We start from the raw sequence: 24,574 nt of genomic DNA, 5'->3' as shown, positions 1-24,574 counted from the left end.
CCCGCCCGTGCACGTCGCCGCGCTCACCGTCGAGCTTCACCTCCCAGACAGCCACTCGCTCAAGGAAAAGCGGGCTGTCATCAAGCCCATCCTCGACGGCTGCCGCCACCGCTTCGGCGTGGCGGCGGCCGAAGTCGAGTGGCAGGACCTCTGGCAAAGAGCCGGTCTCGGCATGGCCACGCTGTCCTCATCAGTGCCTCAGGTGACGTCGGTGCTCGACGAGGTCGAGCGCTTTGTGTGGTCGTTCCCGGAGGTTGAGGTCACCTCCTGCCGGCGGGACTGGATGGAGACCGACTCGTGAGCCCGAGCCGTTCGGGTCGATCGAGCGGGGGCAGCGGATCCGGGCGCCGGTCCTCAGGGGGTCAAAGCTCCAGCCGGCGCCGGGGAAGCTTCACCCCGCCGCGCCGCTTCCCTCGCATGGCCCGGGTCAACGAGACCCTCCGGGAGATCTTGGCCGAGGCCATCTCCAGGCTGGGCGACACCGACGAGCGCCTAACCATGGCCACCGTCACAGCAGTGGACTGCGCCGCCGACTTCGGCGCGGCGACTGTCCTCATGTCGAGCCTGGACCCGGAGGAGGCGCAGGCGCTCGAGGAAGCCAGGATCAAGCTCCAAGGCGAGGTGGCCAGGCAGGTGCGGCTCAAGCGGACCCCGCTGCTGCGGTTCGCGGCCGACCCCGCGGTGGCCGCTGGACAGCGGATCGAGGACCTCTTGCGCGACATCGGCCCGCTACCCGACGACCCGCCGGAGGATCTCGCGGACGTGGACGCCTCGGAGCGGGGCGAGGAGGACGCGTCCGGGGGCGGCGAGGCGGCCGGCTCTGGGGGCGGCGAGGCGGACAGTTCTGGGGGCGGCGAGGCCGACGTCTGCAACCGTGTCGAGGCGGACCGGCCGGAGGGTCTGCCCGAGTGATCAGCGGGCTGGCGGTGGTCGACAAACCCGCCGGCATGACCAGCCACGACGTGGTGGGCCGATGCCGGCGGATCTTCGGGCAACGGCGGGTGGGCCACGCCGGCACGCTCGATCCCGACGCCACAGGAGTATTGCTGGTCGGCCTCGGGCAGGCGACGAGGCTCCTCCAGTACCTGACCGGCCTCCCGAAGTCCTACGAGTGCCGCATCGTTCTCGGCCGGGCCACCTCGACCCTCGACGCCTCGGGCGAGACCACCGGCGAATGGGACATGACGCATGTCACTTTGGCTGACGCGCGAGGTGCTGCAGCCGCCCTGACCGGCGACATCGAGCAGATCCCGCCGATGGTGTCGGCGATAAAGATCGGCGGGAAGCGGCTCCACGAACTGGCGCGCGAGGGCATCGAGGTCGAGCGGCCGCCCCGACGGGTGCACATCGCCCGCTTCGACGTTGACCTAGCCGAACCCCCGACCCCTGCTAACCAGCTAACCCGGGCGATGGGTGAGACGGGCGGCCCGCCGCCCACCGCGACTCCCGAAAAGCAGGCACCCGGAGCGCTCGGACCGGTGTTCGCTGCGCACGTCACCTGCTCGTCGGGAACCTATGTCCGGTCATTGGCCGCGGACCTCGGGGCCGCGCTCGGCGGCGGCGCCCACCTGCGGGATCTGGTCCGCACCTCGGTCGGGCCCTGGGACCTGTCGGAGGCCGTCCCTCTCGATGAGCTGGAACCGACCCACGTTCAACCCCCAGCGGCGGCCGTGCGCATGCTCGAGCCAGTCACCGTCCCCCCGGAGCGTATAGACGCCATAGCCCACGGACGGGTCCTGGCCCAGAGCGAACTCGGCGCCGCTGGCGGAGGGCCGTGGGCGGTCCTCGCCCCGTCCGGAGAACTGCTCGCGGTCTACGCGAACCACGGCGAAGGGCGAGCGAAGCCCACGGTGGTCCTGGCCGGGTGAAGTCTCACACGCCGGGGTGGGGTGCAGCTCCCGGGGCCAGTTAGCCTCCACCCCTGATGGAGATCGCGTACCACCCCGGCGACTGCCCGCGGCCGGAGTCCGGCACTGTCGCAACCATCGGCGTCTACGACGGCGTCCACCTCGGTCACCGCCACGTCATCAACGAGGTGCGTGCCAGCGCCGCCGAGCTCGGCGCCCGCTCCGCGGTCGTGACCTTCGACCCGCACCCGGCCAGCGTGCTGCGGCCCGACGCCGCTCCCAAGCTGCTCACCGACCGTGAGCAGAAGATGGAGCTGCTGAGCGCGACCGGCCTCGACATGACGATGGTCGTGCGCTTCGACGAAGCCCGCTCAGAGGAGTCCGCCGAAGATTTCGTCGAGTCTGTGCTCGTCGGTTGCCTGAACGTCAAACGGATCATCGTCGGCGAGGACTTCCACTTCGGACACGGGCGGAAGGGCAACGTCGAGTTGTTGACCCGGATGGGTGAGGAGTGCGGCTTCGAGGTCACCGGGGTCAGGGCCTACCAAGCCGAGGCCCGCGACGCCAGCGGCGCCAGCGCCATCGAGCCGGTCTCCTCCACCCGGATCCGGCGCCTGCTGGCCGCCGGCGAGGTCGAGTCGGCCGCGTCCCTGCTCGGGCGGCCGCACCAGGTTCGCGGCGTCGTAGGTCATGGCGACAAGCGGGGACGGACCCTCGGATTCCCCACTGCCAACGTCGCGGTGCCCTTCGAGATGGCCCTCCCCGCCGACGGCGTGTACGCCGGCTGGTACCGCCGGCCCGGCGGCCGACGCCTGCCGGCGGCGGTGTCGCTCGGTCGGCGGCCGACCTTCTACGTCGACGCCGACCTCTCGCTGCTCGAGGCTCACCTCCTCGACTTCGACGACGACCTCTACGACGAGGTCGCAGAGGTCGAGTTCGTCGGTCGGCTGCGGGGCCAGGAGGCTTTCGCCTCGGTCGAAGCGTTGATCGAGCAGATGGGCCACGACGTCAGCGCAGCCCGCCGGCTGCTGGCGGCGCCGCCGACCTAGAGCCGGCGGCTGGCCGTGGGCGCGCCCGCCCTCCGGGGCGGTGTCGATCGGGGTGGTCGGCTGGGCTGGGGGCTGTGAGGTGCTGGGCTTGCGCTGTCGGGGCTGGGCGGGGCTGTCGAGCGTCGGGGCCTGTCGGGGTGCTGGGCCGGCGCTGTCGGCGCTGGTGGGGGCTGGTCGGGGCTGGTCGGGGCTGGTGGGGGCTGGTCGGGGCTGGTCGGGGCTGGTCGGGGCTGGTCGGCGTTGTGGGGGCTCGGCCGCCTCCGGGATGCGCGTTGGGTGGCCTCCGGCTGGAAAATATGAAAGCCGCGACAGACCTTCGCTCGGGACCCGATGTATGTCGCGGGTTGCGAGGGTGAAAGGCCTGCTGGCCGCGACACATCCCGCCATCTCGGCCGAGGTGTGTCGCGGGTTTCATCGGGCCGCAGCCCAACCGGACCGCCCCCAACCAAGCCCAGACCCAGCCCAAGAGGGGCCGAATCCGGTCTCAGCCGGCGACGGCACCCCCGCCGAGAGCCCGGGGATCGCTGCCGCCGGCCAGGACTGTCCGGCCGGCGCCGTCGGGAGGGCTGACCGAGATGGCATGGGCATGACCGAACGAGCCCGACCACGCCGGCGCCTCGATCACCTCGTGTCCCAGCGCGGCGAGCCCGGGTGACCAACTCGGCGGGGCGTGCCCCTCGATCTCGACGCGGACGTGGCCGCCCGCCGACCAAGTGTCGAAGCCGGTCCGCCGGGCGCCGTCGCCGGCGGGGAGCAGCACCGAGAGAGCGAAGCGGGCCGCGGCGACGGCGTCGGCGGGGTCCTGGCCCGCCGCGAGGATCCGGGCGGCCAGCTGCAGGAGGATCTGCGGCTGGGCGTCGCCGCCCATCGACCCGGCGACCAGCCGCAACCCGCCGTCGGTGTCGGTGGCCACGAGCGGGGAGAGGGTGTGAGGGGGACGCCGGCCGGGGCCGTACTCCGCCGGCGAACCGGGCTCGAGCGAGAAGCCGATTCCCCGGTTCTGCAGGAAGATCCCGACGCCGGGAACGACGATGTGAGCGCCGAAGCCGGCCGCGTTGGACTGGATCAGGCTGACGCCCATCCGGTCCCGGTCGACGCTGCACACCGCTGTCGTGTCGCCGTCGGCGTAGGCCTCCCCGGGAGCCAGGTTCGGGGGCGCGGCGCGGGAGGCAGAGATGGCCGACAACCGCCGGCTGAGGGCCTTGGGGTCGAGAGGGGACGCTCCGTCGGGCCCGTAATGCAGCGGTGCGCCTTCGTGGAGCACCGCCAACCGGTCGTAGCCCGCCTGCCGTGAGGCCTCGACGAGAAGATGGGGCCATGCCGGGTCGTCGGGGTCGCCCGGCAGCGCGGTGTGCGCCGCCATCCACGCGGAGGCCAGCGCCAGGTAGCCCTGAGAGGGCGGCGGTGCGCTCCACAAGTCGTGGCCCCAAGCCCGGCTCGAAACGGCAGGAGCCCACCGGGAGGTCGGGGTGGCCAGGTCGCCAGGCGCGAAGTATCCCTCGGCCAGGTTCAGCAGCCCGGCTCCGAACGCGCCGCCGTAGAAGCCGTCGCGGCCTTCGCCGGCGATGGCGGTCAGCGCCGCAGCGACCCCAGGACGGCGGACGACCGAGCCGGGCGCGACGGTCCCGTCCGGGCCGGCGGCGTCCCGGTAGTCCTCCGCCCCCGCCAAGTCGAGTACCAGGCGCAGCGACGTCGCCAAGGTGGGGGAGACCGGGAAGCCGTCCGCCGCCAGAGCGGTGGCCGGCTCCAGCACCTCCGACAGCGGGAGGCGTCCGAAACGCTCGTGGAGGGACAGCCAGCCGTCCACGCACCCCGGGACAGTCACCGTGCGGATGTCTCCCCTGAACGGCATGCTGACGTGACCTTCGCTGCGGAGACGGGCCGGGTCGGCCCCGGCTCCGGCGTGGCCGACGGCGAGGAGAGCGACAGGGTCCTGGCCGGGTGCGGACACCACTGCCAGGAGGTCACCGCCCATCCCGCACATGTGCTGGGAGGTGACCGCCAGCACCGCGCTGGTCGCGACCGCCGCGTCCGCCGCGCTGCCGCCGGCCCGGAGCATCCCGGCGCCGGCGGACGCGGCAAGGTGGTCCACCGCGCAGACCAAACCCCCCGTGGACCATCTGCGGGGCGCCGGCCCCCCGTCCAACGGTGCTCCGGCGATCACAGGACGGTCCCCATGGTGGTCATTCTTCCCACCGTCCGCCTCGTTCTCGCTTGCGCTGGGCCTGGCGTTTCTTGGCCTCGAGGCGCCGGCGCTCCGAGCCGCGGGTTGGCCGGGTGGGGCGCCGGTTGCGCTGCACCTCGAGCGCGCCGGCGAGACGTTCCGTGAGGCGGGTTAGGGCCAGGTCCCGGTTTTGCGACTGGCTGCGCCGGTCCGAGGCGGCCACCGCCACGACATCTCCGAGTCGCGACACGAGAAGCGAGCGGGCGGCCTCGGGTATGGAGGGGCTACCGGCTATGTCGAGACGGACCTCGGCGCGGGTGTTGGCGGTGTTCACGTGCTGGCCGCCGGGGCCGCCAGCGCCGCTGAAACGCCACAGCAGCTCGCTCAGCGGGATGGTGAGACCCCGAGGAGCAGGGCCGCTTTGGTGGCCGGGCACCCTCAGCACGGCCCTCGGACCAGGACCGGTAACATCGTCACCCTCCGGCGTCTCGGTGTTCACCCCTGCCGCCGCGGGGAAGCGCTCCGGGGCCCCCGAGCAGGGCAGCTGGCATGGGTCGCACAGGCGGCTCTGATACGCTGTGAGATCGTCCGCTGCGGCCGAGCGCGTCCTCCCTCCACTTCGAGGGCCAACGCGACCGGGTCAGGCATCGTGCCACCGCCTGTTTCCCAGGTGTACCGGCCCGTTGCCCTCCCAGTCCGCACGGCGCCGACGTCGACATACACACCCCAGCCGCAAGGAACTCCTGCTGCATGCCCGACAAAGCCGCAACGATCGAGACGTACCGCACCCATCCGACCGACACCGGGTCGCCGGAGGTGCAGGTTGCCATCCTGAGCGAGCGCATCGCCCACCTGACCGAGCACCTGAAGGTTCACAAGGGTGATCATCACACCCGCAGAGGCCTGATGAAACTCATCGGCCGCCGGCGCCGTCTCCTCGACTACGTCCGGGACAACGATGTCGAGCGCTACCGAGAGCTCATCGCCCGCCTCGGCCTGCGGCGATAACTTCGCAATTGACAGCGAGCGGCCGAAGGGCCGCTCGTGTCGCGCCGGGCCACTCGGCGCAGTAGCACCCACGCAGCACCGCTGCCCAGCAGCCCCGCTGCACCGTGCAGCATCCGCTGCACCGCCGGACATCATCGGATGGCCCGGCAGCACCAAGGCAGCCGGACATCATCGGATGGCCCGGCAGCACCAAAGCAACAGACCAGCGGCGGTCTCTGGTCAGCTGCCAGTCGAAGGCCCCCCGGCGCACCCATCAGCCGGCGTCGGGAGCCCTCCAACTGGGAACTGGCCCCGCCGCTCCTACTCCCGGGCTCATCCCGGGACCGAAAGGAGAGCACCCATGGAAGGTGCCACCACCGTCTCCGCCGCCGTTTCCGGCACGGACAAGACGCTCAGTTTCGAGACCGGCCTCCTGGCCCAGCAGTCCCAGGGCGCGGTCGTCGGCCGGATCGGCGACACCGAGGTCCTCGTGACCGCCAACGCCGCCAACGGCATCCGGGAGGGGATCGACTTCTTCCCCCTCACCGTGGACGTCGAGGAGCGGATGTACGCCGCGGGCAAGATCCCCGGCTCGTTCTTCCGCCGGGAGGGCCGCCCGAGCGACCAGGCCATCCTCACCTGCCGGCTGATCGACCGTCCGCTGCGGCCGAGCTTCGCGGACGGCTACCGCAACGAGACCCAGGTCGTGGTCACCGTGATCGGCGCCGACCAGGAGAACCCTCACGATGTGCTGGCCATCAACGCGGCCAGCGCCGCGCTGATGCTCTCGGGCATCCCCTTCGAGGGCCCGCTCGGCGCGGTGCGCATCGCCTGGACCGGCGAGGGGGAGTGGGCGCCCCACCCCACCTACCAGGAGGGTGACGAGGCGGCCTTCGAGCTGGTCGTCGCCGGGCGCCAGCTCGACAATGGCGACGTCGCCATCATGATGGTCGAGGCCGGCGGCACCGAGGCGGCGTGGGAGCTGTACCAAGGCGGCGCCCCCAAGGTCACCGAGGAGGCCATCGCGGCGGGCCTCGAGGCGTCCAAGACCTGGATCCGGGAGTCGATCGAGCTGCAGCGCGAGCTGGTGGCCAAGGCCGGCACCCGCCCGCCGTTGGCGTTCGTGCCCCAGAAGGACTACGGCGACGACGTGTTGGCCCGGGTGACCGAGGTCGGCACCGACCGCATCGACAAGGTGTCCACCATCACCGTCAAGGCGGAGCGGGAGAAGGCCACTGACGTCGCCACCGCGGAGATCGTGGCCGAGCTCGCCGGCGAGTTCGAAGGGCGGGAAAAGGAGATCAAGCAGGCGGTCCGGTCGCTGACCAAGAAGATCGTCCGCCAGCGGATCGCCTCCTCCGGGGTGCGCATCGACGGGCGCCAGCCGGCGGACATCCGCCCGCTGTCAGCGACCGTCGGGCTGATCCCGACCGCTCACGGCTCCGGGTTGTTCCAACGTGGCGAGACCCAGGTCCTCAACGTCACCACCCTCGGAATGCCCCGCATGGACCAGCTCCTCGACACCCTCGGGGTGGACGACAAGAAGCGGTACATGCACCACTACAACATGCCGCCCTCCGCCAACGGCGAGGTCGGCCGGGTGGGTAGCCCGAAGCGGCGCGAGATCGGTCACGGCCTCCTCGCGGAGCGGGCGCTGCTGCCGGTCGTGCCGCCGGTCGAGGAGTTCCCCTACGCGCTCCGGCTCGTCTCGGAGGTGCTCGCGTCCAACGGCTCGACGTCCATGGCGTCCGTGTGCGCCTCGACCCTGTCGCTGATGGACGCCGGCGTGCCGATCAAGGCTCCGGTGGCCGGCATCGCCATGGGTTTGGTGAAGATCTCCGGGAGCGAGGCTGACGGCAGCGACGACAACTACATCGCCCTGACCGACATCCTCGGCGCCGAGGACGCGTTCGGTGACATGGACTTCAAGGTGGCCGGGACGGCCGAGTTTGTCACCGCCCTGCAGCTCGACACCAAGATCGCCGGCCTGCCCACGGAGGTCCTGACCCGGGCCCTCACCCAGGCCCGCGAGGCCCGCCTCACGATCCTCGACGTGATGCATGAGGCGATCGCCTCGCCGCGCACCGAGGTGCGCGAGACCGCTCCGAAGATCGTCAGCCTCGAGATCCCCCTCGACAAGATCGGTGAGGTGATCGGCCCGAAGGGCAAGGTCATCAACACCCTGCAGCAGGAGACCGGCGCCGACATCAACGTCGACGACGACGGTGTCGTCGGGACCGTCACCATCGGTGGCAAGGACGGCGGCGCGGTAGCCGAGGCCAGGCGCCGGATCGAGCTGATCCTCGATCCGCCCAAGGCCGAGGTCGGCGCGGTGTACCAGGGCAAGGTCGTCAACATCACCAAGTTCGGCGCCTTCGTCAACATCCTCCCTGGCCGCGACGGCTTGGTCCACATCTCCAAGCTGGGCCGGGGCAAGCGCATCGACCGGGTCGAGGACGTCGTCGACCTGGGCGACGACATCGAGGTGAGGGTCGACGACATCGACCCGCAGGGCAAGGTATCGCTGTCACTGACCGGCGAAGGCGCCGACGACGGCGGTGACGCCCCCGCGCCGCGCCGTGAGCCCCGCGAACCGCGCGAGCGGCGCAGCGAAGCCGCCCCCAGCCCGGTGGCCGTAGCCGACGACGAGGGCGACGCCGCTCCGGTCGCCTCCTTCGAGGAGAGCTGGGAGGCGGAAGCCTCCGCCACCTTCGGCGATCTCGGGCCTGCCGGCGAGTCCGGCGGCAACGGCGCCAGCGGCGGTGGCCCCCGCCGCAACCCCCGTCGCCGCCGCTAGCTTCGGCGCGGTGACCCAGGAGGCGCTCGCCACCACGACCCTCGACAACGGCCTGACCGTCGTCACCGAGCGGATGACAGAAGTCCGCTCGGTGGCGATGGGGTTCTGGGTCGGTACCGGCTCGGTCGACGAAGAGCCGGCCGATTCTGGGGCATCGCACTTCCTCGAGCACCTGCTGTTCAAGGGGACGCCCACGAGGAGCGCCCGCCAGATCGCCGAGACCGTCGACGCGGTGGGCGGCGACATCAACGCGTTCACCGCCAAGGAGTACACCGCCTTCTACGTCCGGGCGCTGGCCGCCGACGCCGAGCTCGGCTTGGAGATCCTCTCCGACATCATCTGGTCGCCGTCGTTCCGCCCCGAGGAGGTCGAAGCCGAACGCCAGGTGATCCTCGAGGAGATCCTGATGCACGGCGACGAGCCGGGCGACTTGGTACACGACGTCTTCGCCGAGGCCCTCTTCCCTGACCACCCCCTCGGCCGCGAGGTGCTCGGCGACGAGTCGACCATCAGGGCCATGCCCCCGGAGCGGATCGCCGCGTTCCACGCCCACCACTACCGGCCGGCCAACCTGGTGTTCGCGGCGGCGGGCAACATCGACCACGCCCAGATCGTCGCCGGTCTGCAAGCCGGGCTGGACCGGGCCGACGGCGGCCGTCCTGGAGGGGCCCGCCCCCGGCGCGACCCGCCGGGCGCGGCGACCAAGGGCGAGGCCATGGTGGTCAGACCGACCGAGCAGGCCCACCTGATAGTCGGCGTCCGCGGTCCCAGACGCGACGATCCCGAACGCCACGCGCTGACCGTCCTCGACCACGTGGTCGGTGGTGGCATGTCCAGCCGCCTGTTCCAGTCCATCCGCGAGGAGCGCGGGCTGGCGTACTCGGTGTACTCCTACCGGCTGGCGTTCGAGCACTCCGGCGGTTTCGCGGTCTACGCCGGTACGTCCCCCGGGCAGGTCGAGGAGGTCCTCGAGCTGATCCACGCCGAGTTGGACCGGGTGGCGTCCGAAGGCATCACCGCCGGAGAGCTGACCGCGGCCCGCTCCCACCTCCGGGGGTCCCTGGCCCTCGGACTCGAGGACTCAGGCGCCCGGATGAGCCGCATCGCCCACTCGCAGCTGGTGCACGGCGAGGTGCCGACCGTCGAGGAGCTCGACGCCCGCCTGGACGCGGTCACCGTCGAATCGGTCGGCGATCTGGCCCGGTCCCTCCTGTCGGAGGCCCGCACCACCGTCGTCGTCGGACCGTCGGACTGACGGTCCGGGACAGGAGCTCTCGATGATCAACGTCGCGGTGATCGGCGCCGGCGGCCGGATGGGCTCCGCGGTGTGCGCGGCGGTGGACGCCGACGCCGCGCTCCACCTCGTCGCCGCCATCGACCCGGCGCGCGACGGAACCGAGGTGCCAGGCGAGCGCGACACGACGCTGCGTTACAGCGCGGAGGTGGACGCCGCGGTCGCGGCGGGTGCCGACGTCGCGGTCGATTTCACCACCCCTGACGCGGTCGCGGCCAACGCCCGCTTCTGCGCCGGGCACGGCCTGCACCTGGTCATCGGGACCACCGGGCTCGGGGCGGCGGGAGAGCAAGAGCTGGCCCACCTCTATCCGAGCACCGGCCCGCTCGGCTGCATCCTGGCCGCCAACTTCGCGATCGGAGCGGTGCTGTCGATGCGCTTCGCCGAGCTGGCCGCCCCGTGGTTCGAGACCGCCGAGATCATCGAGTTGCACCACGACCGGAAGGTCGACGCCCCGTCTGGGACCGCGTTGCGCACCGCCGAGCGGATGGCCGCGGCGTCGGGGGAGTGGGCCGCGGATCCGACCCGCTCCGAGACCGTCGCGGGCGCCCGGGGCGGGCAAGGACCCGGCGGGATCCGTATCCACTCGGTCCGCCTGCGGGGTCTGGTCGCTCACCAAGAGGTGCTGCTCGGCACCACCGGGGAGACCCTCACCATCCGCCACGACTCGCTGGACCGGTCGTCGTTCATGCCCGGCGTGGTGCTGGCTCTCAAGGCGGTGGCGGCTCGTCCCGGCCTCACCGTCGGGATCGACCCCCTCCTCGGCCTGTAGCGACCTCCGGCCGTGACCACCGAGTCGGGTCTCGGGTCGGTGCAGAGCTCGCCGACCCGGCCCTGGCCGGTCGGCCGTACTCTCAGACCATCTGACTGGCAGACCATCGTGACTGGCAGACCATCATGGTCGGTATGACACCGGACGCCGGGCAGCGAAGCGAAGACGTGGGCATCTCGCTGGTCGGCGTCTCGAAGGCGTTCGGGCGCGGCGACCGCCGGACGGCCGCGCTCTGTGACATCGATCTCGACATCGCGCCCGGCAGCTTCGTGAGCGTCATCGGGCCCAGCGGGTGCGGGAAGTCCACTCTGCTGCGCCTGGTGGCCGGGCTGTTGACCCCTGACTCGGGCACCATCCGGGTCCTCGACACCAGCCCGCTACAGGCGTGTCGCGACAAGCTCATTGGGCTGGTGCCCCAGTCACCGGCGCTGCTGCCGTGGCGCAGCGTGCTCGACAACGTCCGGCTCCCGTTCCAGGTCAACCGGGCCGGAGGGCGCCGGAGCAGTGCGCATCGCGTCGAAGGTGCGACGCTGGACCCCGCGGAGGTGCTCGCTGCCGTCGGCTTGGGGGAGGCCCTCGAGAAGCGTCCCGCGGAGCTCTCCGGCGGCATGCAGCAGCGCGTCGCCGTCGCCCGGGCGTTCGCGTTCGGTGCGCCGGTGCTGTTGATGGACGAGCCGTTCTCCGCGCTCGACGAGCTGACGAGGGAGTCGGTCCGCCACCGGCTCCTCGACTTGTGGCAGGCCCACCGCAAGACTGTGCTGTTTGTCACCCACTCGGTGGCCGAGGCCGTGGCCCTGTCCGATCGGGTCATCGTGATGTCGAGCCGGCCGGGCCGGATCATCGCCGACATCACGATCGGGATCGCCCGGCCGCGGGGACCGGCGGTCGAGCTGTCCGAGGAGTTCCACGACGCGGAGACGCAGGTCCGCCTGGCGCTGCGGAAGGGCTGGGCCGATGCCGCCTGAACTGCGCGCCGACCAGGACCCGGGGTCGTCGGCCCTGGTGGGCGTGGCGCCCGCCCCCGAGGGGGCCCCCGGCGAGGACAGCCGGTCAGGCCCGCTTCGCCGGGGCGCGGCTGTCGTCCTTCCTGCCCTGGTGGCCCTGGTCGTGGTCGGTGTGGTGTGGCAGCTTCTGGCGACTCACAATCGCTACCTGCTTCCCCGCCCGGCGGCGACGTGGTCGCAACTCGCTCACCACCCGGGTCTGTTCGCCTCCGACGCCCGAACGACGCTCGTCGAGGCCCTCCTCGGGCTCGGAATCGGGTTCGTCGCGGCAGTGGTACTGGCGGTCTTGATGTCCCAGGTCCGGGTGGTGCAGCGGGCGGTAATGCCCCTCGCCGTGGTCCTCAACGTGACCCCCGTCGTGGCGGTGGCGCCGGCGATGGTGGTCGCCTTCGGGTTCGGGCGGACCCCGAAGGTCATCGTGACCTCGATCATCGTGTTCTTCCCGGCGCTGATCAACGCGTTGACCGGGCTGCGCTCCAGCGATCCGCGGGTGCTCGACGTGATGGCTACCCTCCATGCGTCCAGGCGCGAGACGCTATGGCGGGTGCAGCTTCCCTCGGCGCTTCCCAACCTCTTCGCGGCAGCCCGCGTGTGCTTGCCGCTGTCGGTCATCGGCGCGGTCGTCGCCGAGTTCGTCGCTCCCGGATCGAGCGCCGGTCTCGGGACGCTGATAACCCAGGCCTCGAGCAACAACCAGCTCGACCGGGTCTACGCAGCGATCATCTGCCTGGCCGCGATGGGCGTCGCCCTCACACTGGTCATCGCCGCTCTCGAGCGCTGGCTGCTGGCGTGGAGCCGCCACGCTCGCAGCGACCGCTGAGCGACCCGCCTTCTGCCTAGAGCACCGGGCCGACCACCGGCCTGCAAGGCGCCCCGGGCGCGGTCCGCGTCGCGGCAACGCGGCAACGCGGCAACGGGGCGGACAGCGGCAACGGGGCGCACAGCGGCAACGGCCCCCAACGCGGCAACGGCGCCCGCAGACGGCCACCGTCGGATCGAGGAGTACCCCAGAGCCCGACCGCGGGGCTGGACCACCTGCTGACCAGTGGTTAAGATAACAGTGATAGCTCAGCACCTGCCGGTGCAGGACACAGGGGGTTCCAGATGACCGTGACCGGCGACGCCGCCACCAACGAGCAGCTGATCGGTAGGTCCGACGTCAACGATCTCGAGGCCATCCTCTCGATCTCCAACCGCGACGTGGACGCCGCGGACCATCGGGTCGATTCCCGCTTCGACTCCCTCTTCACGTGGGACTACGCCAAGGGGTCCCGGCCCCGCCTGGACCGCCTCTACGAGAAGGCGAAGTCGTCCCAGTGGAACGGCGCCACCGATCTGCCGTGGTCGACCGACGTCGACCCGGAGGCCGTGGTCGCCGCCAACCGGGAGGTGATGGGCGCCAACGGGCTCGACATCGACGTGAGCGGCACGCCCTTCGAGCACTGGTCGGATGCGCAGTGGCTGGAGCTCGGCGTGGAGAGCCAGCGCTGGATGCTCTCGCAGTTCCTCCACGGCGAGCAGGGGGCGCTGCTTTGCACGTCTCGCATCGTCGAGACCGTGCCGTGGATCGACGCCAAGTACTACGCCGCCACCCAGGTCATGGACGAGGCCCGCCACGTGGAGGTCTTCGCCAGGTACCTCAACGACAAGCTGGGGGGCAACTACCCGATCAACGCCCACCTGCGGATGCTGCTCGACGACATCATCAGCGACAGCCGTTGGGACATGACCTACCTCGGTATGCAGATCATGGTCGAGGGGTTGGCCCTCGCCGCGTTCGGCTTCCTGCACGACACGACTACCGAGCCGCTGCTCAAGCAGCTGCTGCGCATGGTCATGTCCGACGAGGCCCGCCACGTAGCGTTCGGCGTGCTGTCGCTCCAAGAGTTCTACGCCGGTCTGAGCACCGCGGAGCTGCGCGAGCGCAAGGAGTTCGCATACGAGGCCGCGGTGCGCATGCGCGACCGGTTCTTGCAGCAAGAGGTGTGGGAACGCATGGGCGTGCCGGTCAAGGAGGCCATGCAGGTCGTGTCGCGCTCGCCGGAACGCCAGTTGTTCCAGCGGATGCTCTTCGCCAAGATCGTCCCCAACTGCAAGAAGCTCGGCCTGCTCGACAACGGCGACACGTGGCTGCGGGAGCGCTTCCAGGAGCTCGGCGTCATCGAGTTCGAGGACCTGCCCGACACCGCCGAGGAGTTCACCGTCTTCGAGCTGGCCCAGTACTGACCGCCCGGGTCTGGGGCTGCGCCGCTCGGGACGACAGCCGCCGCCACCGATAGGGACGGGTGGTCCCGGGCCGGGTCGGTAGTGTAAAGGGCATGCCAACCCCAGGCCCCGGTCGCCTCGGCACCGTTGTGTGCGCGATGGTCACCCCATTCGACGAGTCGGGTGCCCTCGACTTGAACGGCGCAGCGGAACTGGCCCGGTGGCTGGTAGCCAACGGCAACGACGCGCTGGTCGTGTGCGGCACGACAGGGGAGAGCCCGGCGCTGTCGGACACGGAGAAAGTGGACCTGTGGCGCACCGTTGCCGGCGCGGTCGACGTGCCCGTCGTGGCGGGCACCTCCACCGCCGACACCGCCCACTCGGTGGAGCTCACCCGAGCCGCGGTCGCGGCCGGGGTGACGGGCATCCTGGCCGTCACCCCCTACTACAACCGACCCTCGCAGTCCGGCATCGAGGCCCACATGCGGGCCATCGGGGCCGCTGCCGGTGACCTGCCGGTGTGGCTCTACGACATCCCGGTGCGCACCGGCCGGCGGGTCGCCCCCGAAGTCATCTGGCGCCTGGCCGGCGACGGCGTCATCGCCGGGGTCAAAGACGCCACGGCCGATCCGGCCGGAGCGGCCAGGCTGGTCGCCGGCGCTCCGGCCGGCTTCGAGCTGTACTCGGGCAACGACGGCGATACGCTGCCGCTGCTCGCCGTCGGGGCGTGCGGGGTCATCTCCGTCGAGTCGCACTGGGCCGGCCGGCTGCTCGCCCAGATGGCCGAGGCGTTCTGGAAAGGTGACGTCGAAGGGGCCCGGGCGGTCAACGCCTCGCTCATCTCGTCGCACCGGTTCCAGTCCTCCGACGACGCCCCCAACCCCATCCCCACCAAGGCCGTCCTGCGCGCCCTCGGGCGGCCCGCCGGCCAGTGCCGGCTCCCGCTCGGCCCGGCCCCGTCGGGCATCGACGAGGCGGCCACCACCCTCCTTCGCGAACTGGAGCTTTTGAATGTCTGAATCCCTGCCTAACTGCCTGCGACCCCTCTGTGGCTAGCCCCGTCAGGATCGTCTTCCTCGGAGGCCTGGGGGAGATCGGCCGCAACTGCGCCTGCATCGAGGTGGAGGGAAGGATCCTGATCCTCGACTGCGGGATCATGTTCCCCGAGGCCGACATGCCCGGCGTCGACCTGGTCCTACCTGACTTCACCTGGCTGCTCGAGCGCCGGGACCGCATCGAGGGCTGCATCGTCACCCACGGCCACGAGGACCACTGCGGCGGCCTGAGCTTCTTGCTGCGCGACCTCGAGTTCCCCATCTACGGCTCCTCGTTGTCGCTCGGCCTGGCTCGCAGCCGCATCGAGGAGGCCGGCCTCCTCGGGCGGACCAAGCTGATCCCGGTCAAGGACAACGAGCGGCGCAAGATCGGCCCCTTCGACGTCGAGTTCATCCCCGTCACCCACTCGGTGCCCCACGGCTTCGCCACCGCCTTCCACACCCCCCAGGGCGTGATCCTGCACTCCGGCGACTTCAAGATCGACCTGACCCCCGTCGACGGGCGGGCCACCGACCTGGCGCGCATCGGGGCGATCGCATCCGAGAAGGGGATCCGGCTGCTGCTTTCGGACTCCACCAACGCCGAGGAGGACGGTCACACCGACAGCGAGAGCAGCGTCGGCCAGGTGCTCGCCGACCTCTTCGCGGCCCACGCCGACAAACGGGTCATCGTCGCCTGCTTCGCCAGCCACATCCACCGCATCCAGCAGATCGCCGACGCCGCCATCGCCGGTGGGCGGACCCTGGCCACCCTCGGTCGGTCCATGGGCAAGAACGTGGCGCTGGCCCGGTCCATGGGGCTTTTGTCCATCCCCGACGCCAGCCTGGTCGACATCGAGAAGATTTCCAACCTCGATCCTCGCAGGGTGTGCGTGATCTCCACCGGCTCGCAGGGAGAGCCGATGTCCGCGCTGGCCCTCATGGCGTCGGGCGACAACAAGTGGCTGACCGTCGGCGAAGGCGACCTGGTGGTCCTGTCGTCTCACGCCATCCCGGGCAACGAAACCAGCGTCGGCAAGGTCATCGACGGGTTGTGCCGGTTGGGCGCAGAGGTCGTGCACTCCGGCCTGGCCCGGGTCCACGTCAGCGGCCACGCCCGGCGCGAGGAGCTGAAGACCCTGCTCTCGCTCACCCGCCCCAACTCGTTCATCCCGGTCCACGGCGAGTTCCGCCACCTCAGCCACCACGCCCGCCTGGCCCGCCAGATGGGGGTCGCCGAGGGACGGATCCTCCTCGCCGAGGACGGTGACGTCATCGAGCTGACCGACGACAGCATCGACTTCGCGGGGGAGGTCCCCGCGGGTTACCTCTACGTCGACGGCATCGTCGGCGACGTCGGCCGGGGCGTCCTCCGGGACCGCAAGGTGCTGGCCGAGGAAGGCGTGGTGATCGTCGTGCTCACCGTCGACGGCAAGTCGGGGGAGGTGCTCAACGGGCCTGAGATCATCACCCGTGGCTGGGTGTACGCGCCCGAGGCGGAAGGCCTCCTCGAAGAGGCCAGGGTCGCGGTCTTGAAGGCTCTGGCCGAGGGCGCCGAGTCCGGGTCCTTCGAGTACGAGGCGATGAAGAGGAGGGCCCGCTCGGCCCTCGGACGCTTCGTGCAGGAGCGGACCCGCCGCCGGCCGATGATCGTCCCGGTCGTCATGGAGGTCTGAGACCTCCTTCCCAGCGGCCGCGCCCCGGCGCGGCGGGGCAGCCGTCCAGCGGTGGCGCTCATCGTCCCTTGTGGCTGGAGTGGCTGCTGTTACGCTCGTGAGTGCTGTGGCTACTGCGACTCGCCGTACTCCGTCCTCACGCGGCTCGTCCCGGCGCGCCGCTCCGAAGAAGAAGGCGCCGGCCCGCCGTCACTCCACCCGGCCCGCCCCCCGCCCGCCGCGCGGGCCGGGGCTCGGGGCCCGCCTGCGCGAGGTCCTCGGCCGCCAGACCGACGACGTGTGGGGCGTGGCCCTGATCGTGCTGGCCGTGCTGGCCGCGCTCGGGATCTGGAGCGACCTGGCCGGACCGGCGGGCCGGGCGGCGAAGGCGGCGACCGGCGACCTTCTGGGCCGGGTCCGCTACCTGGTGCCGGTGGCCCTGGCCGGGCTCGGCGGGGTCTTGATCAGCGGCGAGCACCGGCCGTCGTGGCGCAGCGAGCAGGCCGCCGACGCGGCGTCGGCGCGCGCCGCCCACCGGCGACCGTCGCGGGTGGCGCTCGGGACGGTGGTCGGGCTGCTGGCGCTGGCCGGCCTGGCCGACAACGCATGGGGGCCGGCCCACTGGCCGCACCGCCTGGCTGCGCTGCGCGGCGCGGGCGGTCTGGTTGGCGCCGGCGCCGGCATCCCGCTGCGCGCCGGGCTGGCCGTGTGGGGCGCCACCCTCGTTCTCCTGGCGCTGCTGGCCGTCGCCCTGCTGGTCGTGACCGGGACCCCGGCGCGCGACGCGGCCGGGCGGATCGCCTACGGGTTGCGCAGCGTCGCCCGGGGATGCCGGGCCGCTTGGCGGTGGGCGCTCGACACCGGCAACAGAGACGCCCGCGGCGACGCCGCGGCCCGCCATCCGACCGCCGGACCCTACGATCAGGAGAGCGAAGCGGCTCACACCGCCCGCAAGGCGCGCTCCAAGAAGGGGGCCGGGGCGCCGACCTCCGGCACCGGGCAGCCCGAGGCTCCCGGCGTCGACGACGAGACATCGCCGGACGGCGCCGGGGTGGACGCAGCTCCCGTCCGACCGCCGGTGCCCATCACCCTCCCCCCGGCGCCCGACGCTCACGACGCCGACCCCGAGCAGATGAAGATCGCGCTCGGCCCGGCCGCGACCGACGGGACGTGGCGGCTGCCGCCGGTCGCGCTCCTCAAGCGGTCGAAGGCCACCGAGATCGACCGGAAGGCGATCGAGCGGCTCGGCCAGACCCTGGAGGACGCCTTGGCGTCCCACGGCGTGGAGACCCGCCTGGTCAACATGACCGTCGGTCCGTCGGTCACCCGCTACGAGCTGGAGCTCGGCCCGAGCGTGAAGGTGGCCAAGGTCACCAGCTTGCAGCGCGACATCGCCTACGCCATGGCCGCCGCCGACGTTCGTATCCTGGCGCCGATCCCCGGCCGCTCGGCCATCGGCATCGAGGTGCCCAACGTCCAGCGCCAGCTGGTGGCCGTCGGCGACATCATGTCCTCCGCCGAGGCCCACGAGGCCAAACACCCCCTCGAGGTGGCGATGGGCCGGGACATCGCCGGGCGCCCGGTGCTGGCCAACCTGGCGACGATGCCCCACATCCTCATCGCCGGTGCCACCGGCGCCGGGAAGTCCAGCTGCATCAACTCGGTGCTCACATCGCTGCTGGTGCGGGCCACCCCCGATCAGGTCCGCCTGATCCTGGTCGATCCCAAGCGGGTCGAGCTGGGCCAGTACAACGGCCTGCCCCACCTCCTGACCCAGGTGGTGACCAACCCGAAGAAGGCCGCCAATGCGCTGTCCTGGGCGGTCCACGAGATGGAGCGCCGCTACGACCTCCTGGCCGAGGTGGGCGTCCGGGACATCACCGGCTACAACGACGCCTACGACCGGGGGGACCTGGTCACCGAGGCGCCGCTCGGCGCGCCCGTCGGCCCCGACGGCCCCGAGTCCAAGCAGTACGCCCGCCTGCCGTTCATCGTCATCGTCATCGACGAGCTCAACGACTTGATGATGGTCGCCAAGCGCGACGTCGAGGAGTCGATCGTGCGCATCGCGCAGATGGCCCGCGCCGTCGGCATCCACCTGGTCATCGCCACCCAGCGCCCGTCGGTCGACGTCATCACCGGCGTGATCAAAGCCAACGTGCCGTCCCGTCTGGCGTTCGCGGTGTCCTCGCTGGCCGACAGCCGGGTCATCTTGGACCAGCCGGGAGCCGAGCGGCTCATCGGTAAGGGCGACATGCTGCTGCTCACCGCCAGCTCCAGCGTGGCCCGCCGGATCCAAGGCTCGTGGGTCGACGAGGACGAGGTCCGCAAGGTGGTGGCCTTCTGGCGGCGCCAGTCCGAGCCCCGCTACGTGGAAGGCGTCGAGGGCAGCGACGACGCCCCCGGCGGCGCCCACGGCGTAGGCGGTGACAGCGACGATGACGACGACATGCTGGAGGCGGCCATGGACCTGGTGGTGCGCAGCCAGCTCGGATCGACCTCGATGCTGCAGCGCAAGCTCCGGGTCGGTTTCGCCAGGGCCGGGCGGATCATGGACCTCCTCGAGCAGCGCGGGGTGGTCGGACCGTCGGAGGGATCCAAGGCTCGGACGGTGCTGATGACGGTGGAGGAGCTCGAAGGTCGGTCCCCGAGCTGAGCCTCGCGGGCGCTGCTCCGGCGTCGCCTACCGTGTGCGCCCGTGCGCGCCCGTTCCCCCGCCTCTTCGGCCAACCTCGGTCCCGGCTTCGACGTCTTGGCCGTGGCCCTCGCCTTGTACGTGGAGGTCGAGGTCACCCCCGCAGATCGGCTGGTTGTGAGCGCCACCGGCTGCGGATCCGAACTGCCAGCTGACGCCACCCACCTGGCGGCGCAGATAGCCGTCGAGGTGGTAGGCCACGACCGGCTGCACATTCGGGTGCACTCCGACATCCCCGTCGGGAGGGGCCTCGGCTCCTCGGCGGCCTTGGCGGTGGCCACCGCGGCCGCGGCGGGCGCCGCGGATCCCCTCGCCATCGGCGCCCGGGTGGACGGGCATCCCGAGAACGCCGCGGCTTCCGCTCTCGGCGGCCTGGTCGCGGCGACCATGGTCGCGGGACGCCCCGTCACCCGCCGCCTCGAGTTGGACCCGGCGCTCCGCTTCGTGGTGGCGGTTCCGGACCGAGCGCTGGCCACCAAAGAAGCTCGCGCTGCGCTGCCCGCGCAGGTCGAGCACACCGACGCCCGGTTCAACCTGGGGCGGATGGCGCTGACCGTCGCCGGCCTGGCCGATCATCGACTCCTCGGGCAGGAGGCGTTCGAGGACCGGCTCCACCAAGACGCCCGCTCGTCGCTGTTCCCAGAAGCGCCGGGCATCCTGGCTGACATGATCGGTGCCGGCGCCCTCGGCGCGTGCTGGTCGGGGGCTGGTCCCAGCCTCCTCGCGGTGTGCGCGGCGGAGGATGCGGCGGCGGTCCAAGCCGCCACCGGCTCGGCGCTGCAGGCCCGCTCCGTACCCGGGCGGGTCCTGCTGCTCGACGCCGACCGGGAGGGGGTCACCGTGCTAGGGGATGCCGGTCACTAGGGTGGCGTGGTCCCGTCCGCCTACAGAGAGGAAGCCTCATGGCCACCTACGAGGGATACTGCGTGAAGTGCAAGACCAAGCGTGAGTTCGAGGGCGAAGAGGTCACACTCGCCAACGGGCGGCCCGCGGCACAGGGCACCTGCCCGGTCTGCGGCACCAAGATGAACCGGATGCTCAGCACGAAGAAGTAGGCACCCGGCCTCCTTGTAGGCTGCAGCGGTGCGGTACTGGCTGGAAACCCTCGGATGCCCCAAGAACCAGGTGGACTCCGAGAAGCTGGTCGGCACCCTCGAAGCTGACGGCTACGGGGCGGCCTCGGCCCCCGGCGAGGCGGATCTCGTCGTGGTCAACACCTGCGCCTTTATCGAAGCGGCTCGGCGAGAGTCGATCGATACGGTGCTGGCGCTGGCCGACGCCCGCCGGCCGGGCGCCAAGCTGGTCGTGACCGGCTGCATGGCGGAGCGCTACGGCGACGAGCTCGCCGCGGCCCTGCCGGAGGTCGACCGGGTGGCCGGGTTCGGCGCGGCGCTGGCGCCCCCCGAGGCGGCGGTGTCGGTCACCCTTGGGGTCAAGCCGGCTCTTGGCGGGCCCGCCGCTTCGGTCCCGGTCCCCGCCTTCGACCTGCTCAACCTGCCCCGGCCGGCCAGCTCGGCCCCATGGGCGTACGTCAAGGTGGCGGAGGGATGCGACCGCAAGTGCGGGTTCTGCGCCATCCCGTCGTTCCGGGGCGCGCAGCGCTCCCGGCTCCCCGAGGCGATCTTCGCCGAAGTGGAATCGCTCGCGGTGCCCGAGGTGGTCCTCGTCGCTCAGGACCTGGCCTCCTACGGCCGGGACTTGGGCGCCAAGCAGATCGAGGCGCTCGTCGCCGGCGTGGCGCAGCGAGCCGCCCGGACCCGGCTCCTGTACCTGTATCCATCCGATCTGACCGACGGTCTGATCGATGTGATGGGCGCCACGGACTGCCACTACTTCGACCTCTCCCTCCAGCACGTCTCCCGCCCCCACCTTCGGCGGATGCGGCGCTGGGGTTCAGGGGAGCGCTTCCTCGACCGCATCGCCGACATCCGGGCCCGCTACCCCGACGCCGCGTTCCGGTCGTCGTTCATCGTCGGCTACCCGGGGGAGACCGAGGAGGACCACGACCTGCTGCTGGCCTTCCTCGAGGAGGCCCGCCTGGACTGGGCCGGATTCTTCTCGTACTCAGCCGAGGACGGCACCTACGCCGCCGGGCTGGACGGCGCCGTCGCCCCCGCCTTGATGCAGGAGCGCCTGGCGGAGTGCAGCGAGATCCAAGATCGCCTCACCGCGGCGGCCCGCAGCGCCCTAGTGGGTACCACGACACGGGTGCTCGTCGACAGTCCGGGTGTGGCCCGCAGCCACCGGGAAGCCCCCGAGATCGACGGGATCATCAACGTGCCCCTCTCGCTCCCGGTGGGCTCGTTCGTCGATGTCGAGATCGTCGCCGCGGACGGCCCCGACCTAGACGCCGTCCCGGCCGGCAGCGGCGCAGAGGTGACCGCGGCTGCGCTCACGAGAGCCGGCTGAGCCGGTGGCCAGCGTCCCCAGGCCGGAGGCCGAGCTGCGCACCGGCCCTCGGGTGTTCAAGTACCAGCGCAGCGCGCGGGTGACGCCGGCCAACGCCATCACCATGCTCAGGATGCTGGCTACGCCGTTCATGGTCGTGCTAATCGTGGTCCTCGGCCCGTCGTGGGCCAACGTCGCGGTCTGGGTCGTTCTGGCCAGCACCGACTTCCTCGACGGGTGGGTCGCCCGCCGCGAGGGGCCGACCACCTCGGGGGCGTTCTTGGATCCGCTGGCCGACAAGGCGCTGGTGCTCGGCGCCCTAGCGGCCCTGGCCGGCAGCGGGAGGGTGAGCTGGGTTCCGGTGGTGATCATCGCCGCTCGCGAGGTGGCCATGAGCCTGTACCGCAGCGCCCGCTCCCGGGGCGGCGTCTCGATCCCGGCCCGACCCCTGGCCAAGGCCAAGACCGCCACCCAGGACCTCGCCGTCGGGCTGATCTTGATCCCGGCCATCGGCCGTCACCACCCGGCGGTCGGGCGCGAGGTGCTGTGGGTCGCGGTCCTTCTGGCGGTGGTCAGCTTCGGTCAGTACCTGGCCGACGGCCGCTCCGGCGCAGTCCGGCGGGCCGGCAGGCCCTGAGCGTGCGCGTCGAGGTCGTCGCGGTCGGCACGGAGCTCCTGCTCGGCTACGTGATCGACACCAACTCGGCGTGGATAGGCGAGCAGCTCGCCGCGCATGGCCTCGACTGCGTGATGGCGGTGAAGGTCGGCGACAACCGGGCCCGCATCACCGCGGCGCTGCGGGCCGCTTTGGGGCGCGCCGACGCGGTGATCTGCTGCGGCGGCCTCGGTCCGACCCAGGACGACATAACGAGGGAGGCCATCGCCGAGGTCATGGGCGTCGGGCTGGAGCGAGACAAGGACGTGGAGCAGCGCATCGAGGAGATGTTCGCTCGCTGGCGACACCCCATGACCGACAACAACCGGCGCCAGGCCGACGTCCCCGCGGGGGCGACGGTCATCCCCCAGGTGCGGGGAACCGCGCCCGGCCTGATCTGCCCGGTTACCGGCCCCGTCGCCGGCGAAGCGGCCAGGGTGATCTACGCGGTGCCCGGCGTGCCGGGAGAGATGCGCGAGATGATCGAGCGGGCCGTGCTGCCCGACCTGCTCGCCCGCTCAGGCGACCGGTCGGTCATCGCCAGCCGGACCTTGCGCACCTGGGGCCTGGGCGAGTCGACGGTGGCGGACATCCTGGCGCCGCGCCTCGATGCCCTCGAGAGGGTCGGCAACCCCGCGATCGCGTTCCTGGCGAGCGGCGCGGAGGGGATCAAGGTGCGGATCACGGCGAAGGTCACGGCAGAGGCCGACGAGGGGTCCGAGGGCCTGCTCCACGCGGAAGCCGCCGCCCTGCTCGACGGGGAGGAGGCCGAGGTGCGGGCCTTGCTCGGCGACCGGGTGTTCGCGGTGGACGAGCAGACCATGGAGTCGGTGGTCGGCGACGCGCTGCTCGCCGGCGGCCTGACCCTGGCGGTCGCCGAGTCGCTGACCGGCGGCCTCCTCGGCTCACGCCTCACAGACGTCCCCGGCGCCTCCCGCTGGTTCCGGGGCGGCGTGGTGTCCTACGCCACTGACGTCAAGCGCGACGTGCTCGGGGTGCCCGAAGGACCGGTCATCTCCTCCCGAACCGCCGAGGCGATGGCTGCCGGAGCGGCGCGGGTCCTCGGCGCGGACGTAGGCCTGGCGGTCACCGGCGTCGCGGGGCCCGACGAGCAGGAAGGGCAGCCGGTCGGGACGGTCTGGGTCGGGTCGTGGCTGGAGGGATCGACCGCCGCGGCGCGCCTGTCGCTGCCGGGAGGCCGCCCGGAGGTGCGGGCGCTGACGGTCATCTCCGCCTTGGACCACCTCCGTCGCCGCCTGCTCGGCCTGCCGGCGGACCAGCCGCGACCAACCGCCGGCTAGAAGCGGGCCGCCGCCCGGCCGGAGGACCAGCCGCTCTGCCGGTTGGCTACCGGCCGGCCTGCATCCTCGCGACGCGGGCGTCAAGGTCCATCAGAGCCTCTATCCGGGCGATCTCGGTGTTGGTGAACTCGCTTTGCGGGCCCCGAGCCACGAACACGACCCGGCCGTCGCCCACCACCTCCGGGTCCGGTACCGCGAGCAGCCACGCCTCGCCTGGCAGCCGCTCGGCGACCGCGGCCGGTAGCTCGGTGGTCCGCACCGACACCGCACCGCCGCCCTCGCGCGCCATGCGGCCCGCCTCGATGGCGGTGTCCTCTCCCGCCGGGGATATCCACACCGCCGGCGACGCGCACACCTCCGCCACCGCAGCGATCAAGTCGCTGTCGCCGCCCCCTGCGGCCACGATGTCGACCGCCCGGCGGAGGGCGGCGACCACCGGGTCGACCTGGCGGGCCGCCTGGTGGGAGCGCAGGTCGCCGGCGCCGCTGCCGGCCAGGGCGTCCCGCAGCCGGTCGATGTCCGCGGTGTCGTCGGGCCATTCGACGACGACGTCGTCGACCGCGTTGACCCCGGCCCGGTGGACGTCGACTGCGGTGATGTTGCCTCCGTGCTCCGCGATCACCGCGGCCACGCGGGCCAGCGCGCCGGGCTGATCGGCCAGAGCGATGCGCAGACGGACGAGGAACGGCATGAACCGGACCGTACGGACGTCAGATTTCGGCAATGT

Annotated in this window: 22 protein-coding genes; 19 read left to right on the top strand and 3 right to left on the bottom strand. The window is 71.7% G+C overall.

Annotated elements, in window-relative coordinates; all coding sequences use genetic code 11:
• Window positions 1–7 precede the first annotated feature (7 nt).
• The 4 genes from K6U06_RS05155 to K6U06_RS05140 all read left to right on the top strand — a co-directional run bounded on the left by K6U06_RS05155 (window position 8) and on the right by K6U06_RS05140 (window position 2,896).
• A complete protein-coding gene (locus K6U06_RS05155; RefSeq protein WP_262320834.1) occupies window positions 8–301 on the top strand; it encodes a DUF503 domain-containing protein in 294 nt (97 codons plus the stop codon).
• A gap of 116 nt (window positions 302–417) precedes the next feature.
• On the top strand, window positions 418–912 hold the full coding sequence (locus K6U06_RS05150; protein ID WP_262320833.1) for a ribosome-binding factor A: 495 nt from the start codon (window positions 418–420) through the stop codon (window positions 910–912).
• On the top strand, window positions 909–1,868 hold the full coding sequence (truB, locus tag K6U06_RS05145) for a tRNA pseudouridine(55) synthase TruB (protein WP_262320832.1): 960 nt from the start codon (window positions 909–911) through the stop codon (window positions 1,866–1,868). The genes K6U06_RS05150 and truB overlap by 4 nt, the downstream gene beginning before the upstream one ends.
• 56 nt (window positions 1,869–1,924) lie before the next feature.
• Complete coding sequence (locus K6U06_RS05140; RefSeq protein ID WP_262320831.1) at window positions 1,925–2,896, top strand: bifunctional riboflavin kinase/FAD synthetase; 972 nt, start codon at window positions 1,925–1,927, stop codon at window positions 2,894–2,896.
• A gap of 484 nt (window positions 2,897–3,380) precedes the next feature.
• Here the strand turns inward: K6U06_RS05140 and K6U06_RS05135 are convergent, their stop codons facing one another.
• On the bottom strand, window positions 3,381–4,988 hold the full coding sequence (locus K6U06_RS05135) for a gamma-glutamyltransferase (protein ID WP_262320830.1): 1,608 nt from the start codon (window positions 4,986–4,988) through the stop codon (window positions 3,381–3,383).
• Between the two features lie 91 nt (window positions 4,989–5,079).
• Window positions 5,080–5,559: an alternative ribosome rescue aminoacyl-tRNA hydrolase ArfB gene (gene arfB / locus K6U06_RS05130; RefSeq protein WP_262320829.1), complete on the bottom strand. Its 480-nt coding sequence runs from the start codon at window positions 5,557–5,559 to the stop codon at window positions 5,080–5,082.
• A gap of 251 nt (window positions 5,560–5,810) precedes the next feature.
• Here arfB and rpsO point away from each other — a divergent pair, with 251 nt between their 5' ends.
• From rpsO to K6U06_RS05055, 15 genes are all read left to right on the top strand, one after another.
• Window positions 5,811–6,068 carry a 30S ribosomal protein S15 gene (gene rpsO, locus K6U06_RS05125; protein WP_262320828.1) on the top strand — a complete coding sequence of 86 codons (258 nt, stop codon included), beginning with the start codon at window positions 5,811–5,813 and terminating at the stop codon, window positions 6,066–6,068.
• A gap of 340 nt (window positions 6,069–6,408) precedes the next feature.
• Window positions 6,409–8,844, top strand: coding sequence for a polyribonucleotide nucleotidyltransferase (locus tag K6U06_RS05120; RefSeq protein WP_262320827.1), 2,436 nt, complete (start codon window positions 6,409–6,411; stop codon window positions 8,842–8,844).
• A 10-nt stretch (window positions 8,845–8,854) separates the two neighbouring features.
• The gene (locus tag K6U06_RS05115; protein WP_262320826.1) at window positions 8,855–10,099 is read left to right on the top strand and encodes a M16 family metallopeptidase; all 1,245 of its coding nucleotides are present in this window, start codon (window positions 8,855–8,857) and stop codon (window positions 10,097–10,099) included.
• A 22-nt stretch (window positions 10,100–10,121) separates the two neighbouring features.
• Window positions 10,122–10,910, top strand: coding sequence for a 4-hydroxy-tetrahydrodipicolinate reductase (dapB, locus tag K6U06_RS05110; RefSeq protein ID WP_262320825.1), 789 nt, complete (start codon window positions 10,122–10,124; stop codon window positions 10,908–10,910).
• A gap of 134 nt (window positions 10,911–11,044) precedes the next feature.
• A complete protein-coding gene (locus tag K6U06_RS05105; protein WP_262320824.1) occupies window positions 11,045–11,875 on the top strand; it encodes an ABC transporter ATP-binding protein in 831 nt (276 codons plus the stop codon).
• Window positions 11,865–12,734: an ABC transporter permease gene (locus K6U06_RS05100; protein ID WP_262320823.1), complete on the top strand. Its 870-nt coding sequence runs from the start codon at window positions 11,865–11,867 to the stop codon at window positions 12,732–12,734. The genes K6U06_RS05105 and K6U06_RS05100 overlap by 11 nt, the downstream gene beginning before the upstream one ends.
• Window positions 12,735–13,018: 284 nt before the next feature.
• Complete coding sequence (locus K6U06_RS05095; protein ID WP_262320822.1) at window positions 13,019–14,140, top strand: ferritin-like domain-containing protein; 1,122 nt, start codon at window positions 13,019–13,021, stop codon at window positions 14,138–14,140.
• A gap of 92 nt (window positions 14,141–14,232) precedes the next feature.
• On the top strand, window positions 14,233–15,138 hold the full coding sequence (gene dapA, locus K6U06_RS05090; protein ID WP_262320821.1) for a 4-hydroxy-tetrahydrodipicolinate synthase: 906 nt from the start codon (window positions 14,233–14,235) through the stop codon (window positions 15,136–15,138).
• Window positions 15,139–15,167: 29 nt separating this feature from the next.
• Window positions 15,168–16,829, top strand: a complete 1,662-nt coding sequence (locus K6U06_RS05085; RefSeq protein WP_262320820.1) for a ribonuclease J — start codon at window positions 15,168–15,170, stop codon at window positions 16,827–16,829.
• Between the two features lie 106 nt (window positions 16,830–16,935).
• Window positions 16,936–19,464, top strand: coding sequence for a DNA translocase FtsK (locus K6U06_RS05080; protein WP_262320819.1), 2,529 nt, complete (start codon window positions 16,936–16,938; stop codon window positions 19,462–19,464).
• Window positions 19,465–19,506: 42 nt separating this feature from the next.
• Window positions 19,507–20,367, top strand: a complete 861-nt coding sequence (gene thrB, locus K6U06_RS05075; RefSeq protein ID WP_262320818.1) for a homoserine kinase — start codon at window positions 19,507–19,509, stop codon at window positions 20,365–20,367.
• 38 nt (window positions 20,368–20,405) lie between these two features.
• Complete coding sequence (locus tag K6U06_RS05070) at window positions 20,406–20,558, top strand: DUF5679 domain-containing protein (protein WP_262320817.1); 153 nt, start codon at window positions 20,406–20,408, stop codon at window positions 20,556–20,558.
• A 28-nt stretch (window positions 20,559–20,586) separates the two neighbouring features.
• A complete protein-coding gene (rimO, locus tag K6U06_RS05065; RefSeq protein ID WP_262320816.1) occupies window positions 20,587–21,912 on the top strand; it encodes a 30S ribosomal protein S12 methylthiotransferase RimO in 1,326 nt (441 codons plus the stop codon).
• A gap of 4 nt (window positions 21,913–21,916) precedes the next feature.
• Window positions 21,917–22,528 carry a CDP-alcohol phosphatidyltransferase family protein gene (locus K6U06_RS05060; protein ID WP_262320815.1) on the top strand — a complete coding sequence of 204 codons (612 nt, stop codon included), beginning with the start codon at window positions 21,917–21,919 and terminating at the stop codon, window positions 22,526–22,528.
• Between the two features lie 2 nt (window positions 22,529–22,530).
• On the top strand, window positions 22,531–23,847 hold the full coding sequence (locus K6U06_RS05055) for a competence/damage-inducible protein A (RefSeq protein WP_262320814.1): 1,317 nt from the start codon (window positions 22,531–22,533) through the stop codon (window positions 23,845–23,847).
• Window positions 23,848–23,893: 46 nt separating this feature from the next.
• Here the strand turns inward: K6U06_RS05055 and K6U06_RS05050 are convergent, their stop codons facing one another.
• Entirely contained in the window at window positions 23,894–24,538 is a 645-nt protein-coding gene (locus tag K6U06_RS05050) for an ACT domain-containing protein (protein WP_262320813.1), read from the bottom strand.
• Window positions 24,539–24,574 lie beyond the last annotated feature (36 nt).

Origin of the sequence: Acidiferrimicrobium sp. IK (genome assembly GCF_025499425.1) — a bacterium.
Taxonomy (GTDB): domain Bacteria; phylum Actinomycetota; class Acidimicrobiia; order Acidimicrobiales; family Palsa-688; genus Acidiferrimicrobium.
Note: the sequence above shows the minus strand (reverse complement) of the source record. Positions and strands in the feature narration are given on the sequence as shown.

Excerpts from the sequence above, each read along its gene's own strand:
- dapA (WP_262320821.1), top strand. The coding sequence starts at position 14,233 with ATGCCAACCCCAGGCCCCGGTCGCCTCGGCACCGTTGTGTGCGCGATG.
- K6U06_RS05100 (WP_262320823.1), top strand. The coding sequence starts at position 11,865 with ATGCCGCCTGAACTGCGCGCCGACCAGGACCCGGGGTCGTCGGCCCTG.
- K6U06_RS05120 (WP_262320827.1), top strand. The coding sequence starts at position 6,409 with ATGGAAGGTGCCACCACCGTCTCCGCCGCCGTTTCCGGCACGGACAAG.
- K6U06_RS05150 (WP_262320833.1), top strand. The coding sequence starts at position 418 with ATGGCCCGGGTCAACGAGACCCTCCGGGAGATCTTGGCCGAGGCCATC.
- K6U06_RS05070 (WP_262320817.1), top strand. The coding sequence starts at position 20,406 with ATGGCCACCTACGAGGGATACTGCGTGAAGTGCAAGACCAAGCGTGAG.
- K6U06_RS05140 (WP_262320831.1), top strand. The coding sequence starts at position 1,925 with ATGGAGATCGCGTACCACCCCGGCGACTGCCCGCGGCCGGAGTCCGGC.
- K6U06_RS05105 (WP_262320824.1), top strand. The coding sequence starts at position 11,045 with ATGACACCGGACGCCGGGCAGCGAAGCGAAGACGTGGGCATCTCGCTG.
- dapB (WP_262320825.1), top strand. The coding sequence starts at position 10,122 with ATGATCAACGTCGCGGTGATCGGCGCCGGCGGCCGGATGGGCTCCGCG.
- rpsO (WP_262320828.1), top strand. The coding sequence starts at position 5,811 with ATGCCCGACAAAGCCGCAACGATCGAGACGTACCGCACCCATCCGACC.
- K6U06_RS05050 (WP_262320813.1), bottom strand. The coding sequence starts at position 24,538 with ATGCCGTTCCTCGTCCGTCTGCGCATCGCTCTGGCCGATCAGCCCGGC.
- K6U06_RS05095 (WP_262320822.1), top strand. The coding sequence starts at position 13,019 with ATGACCGTGACCGGCGACGCCGCCACCAACGAGCAGCTGATCGGTAGG.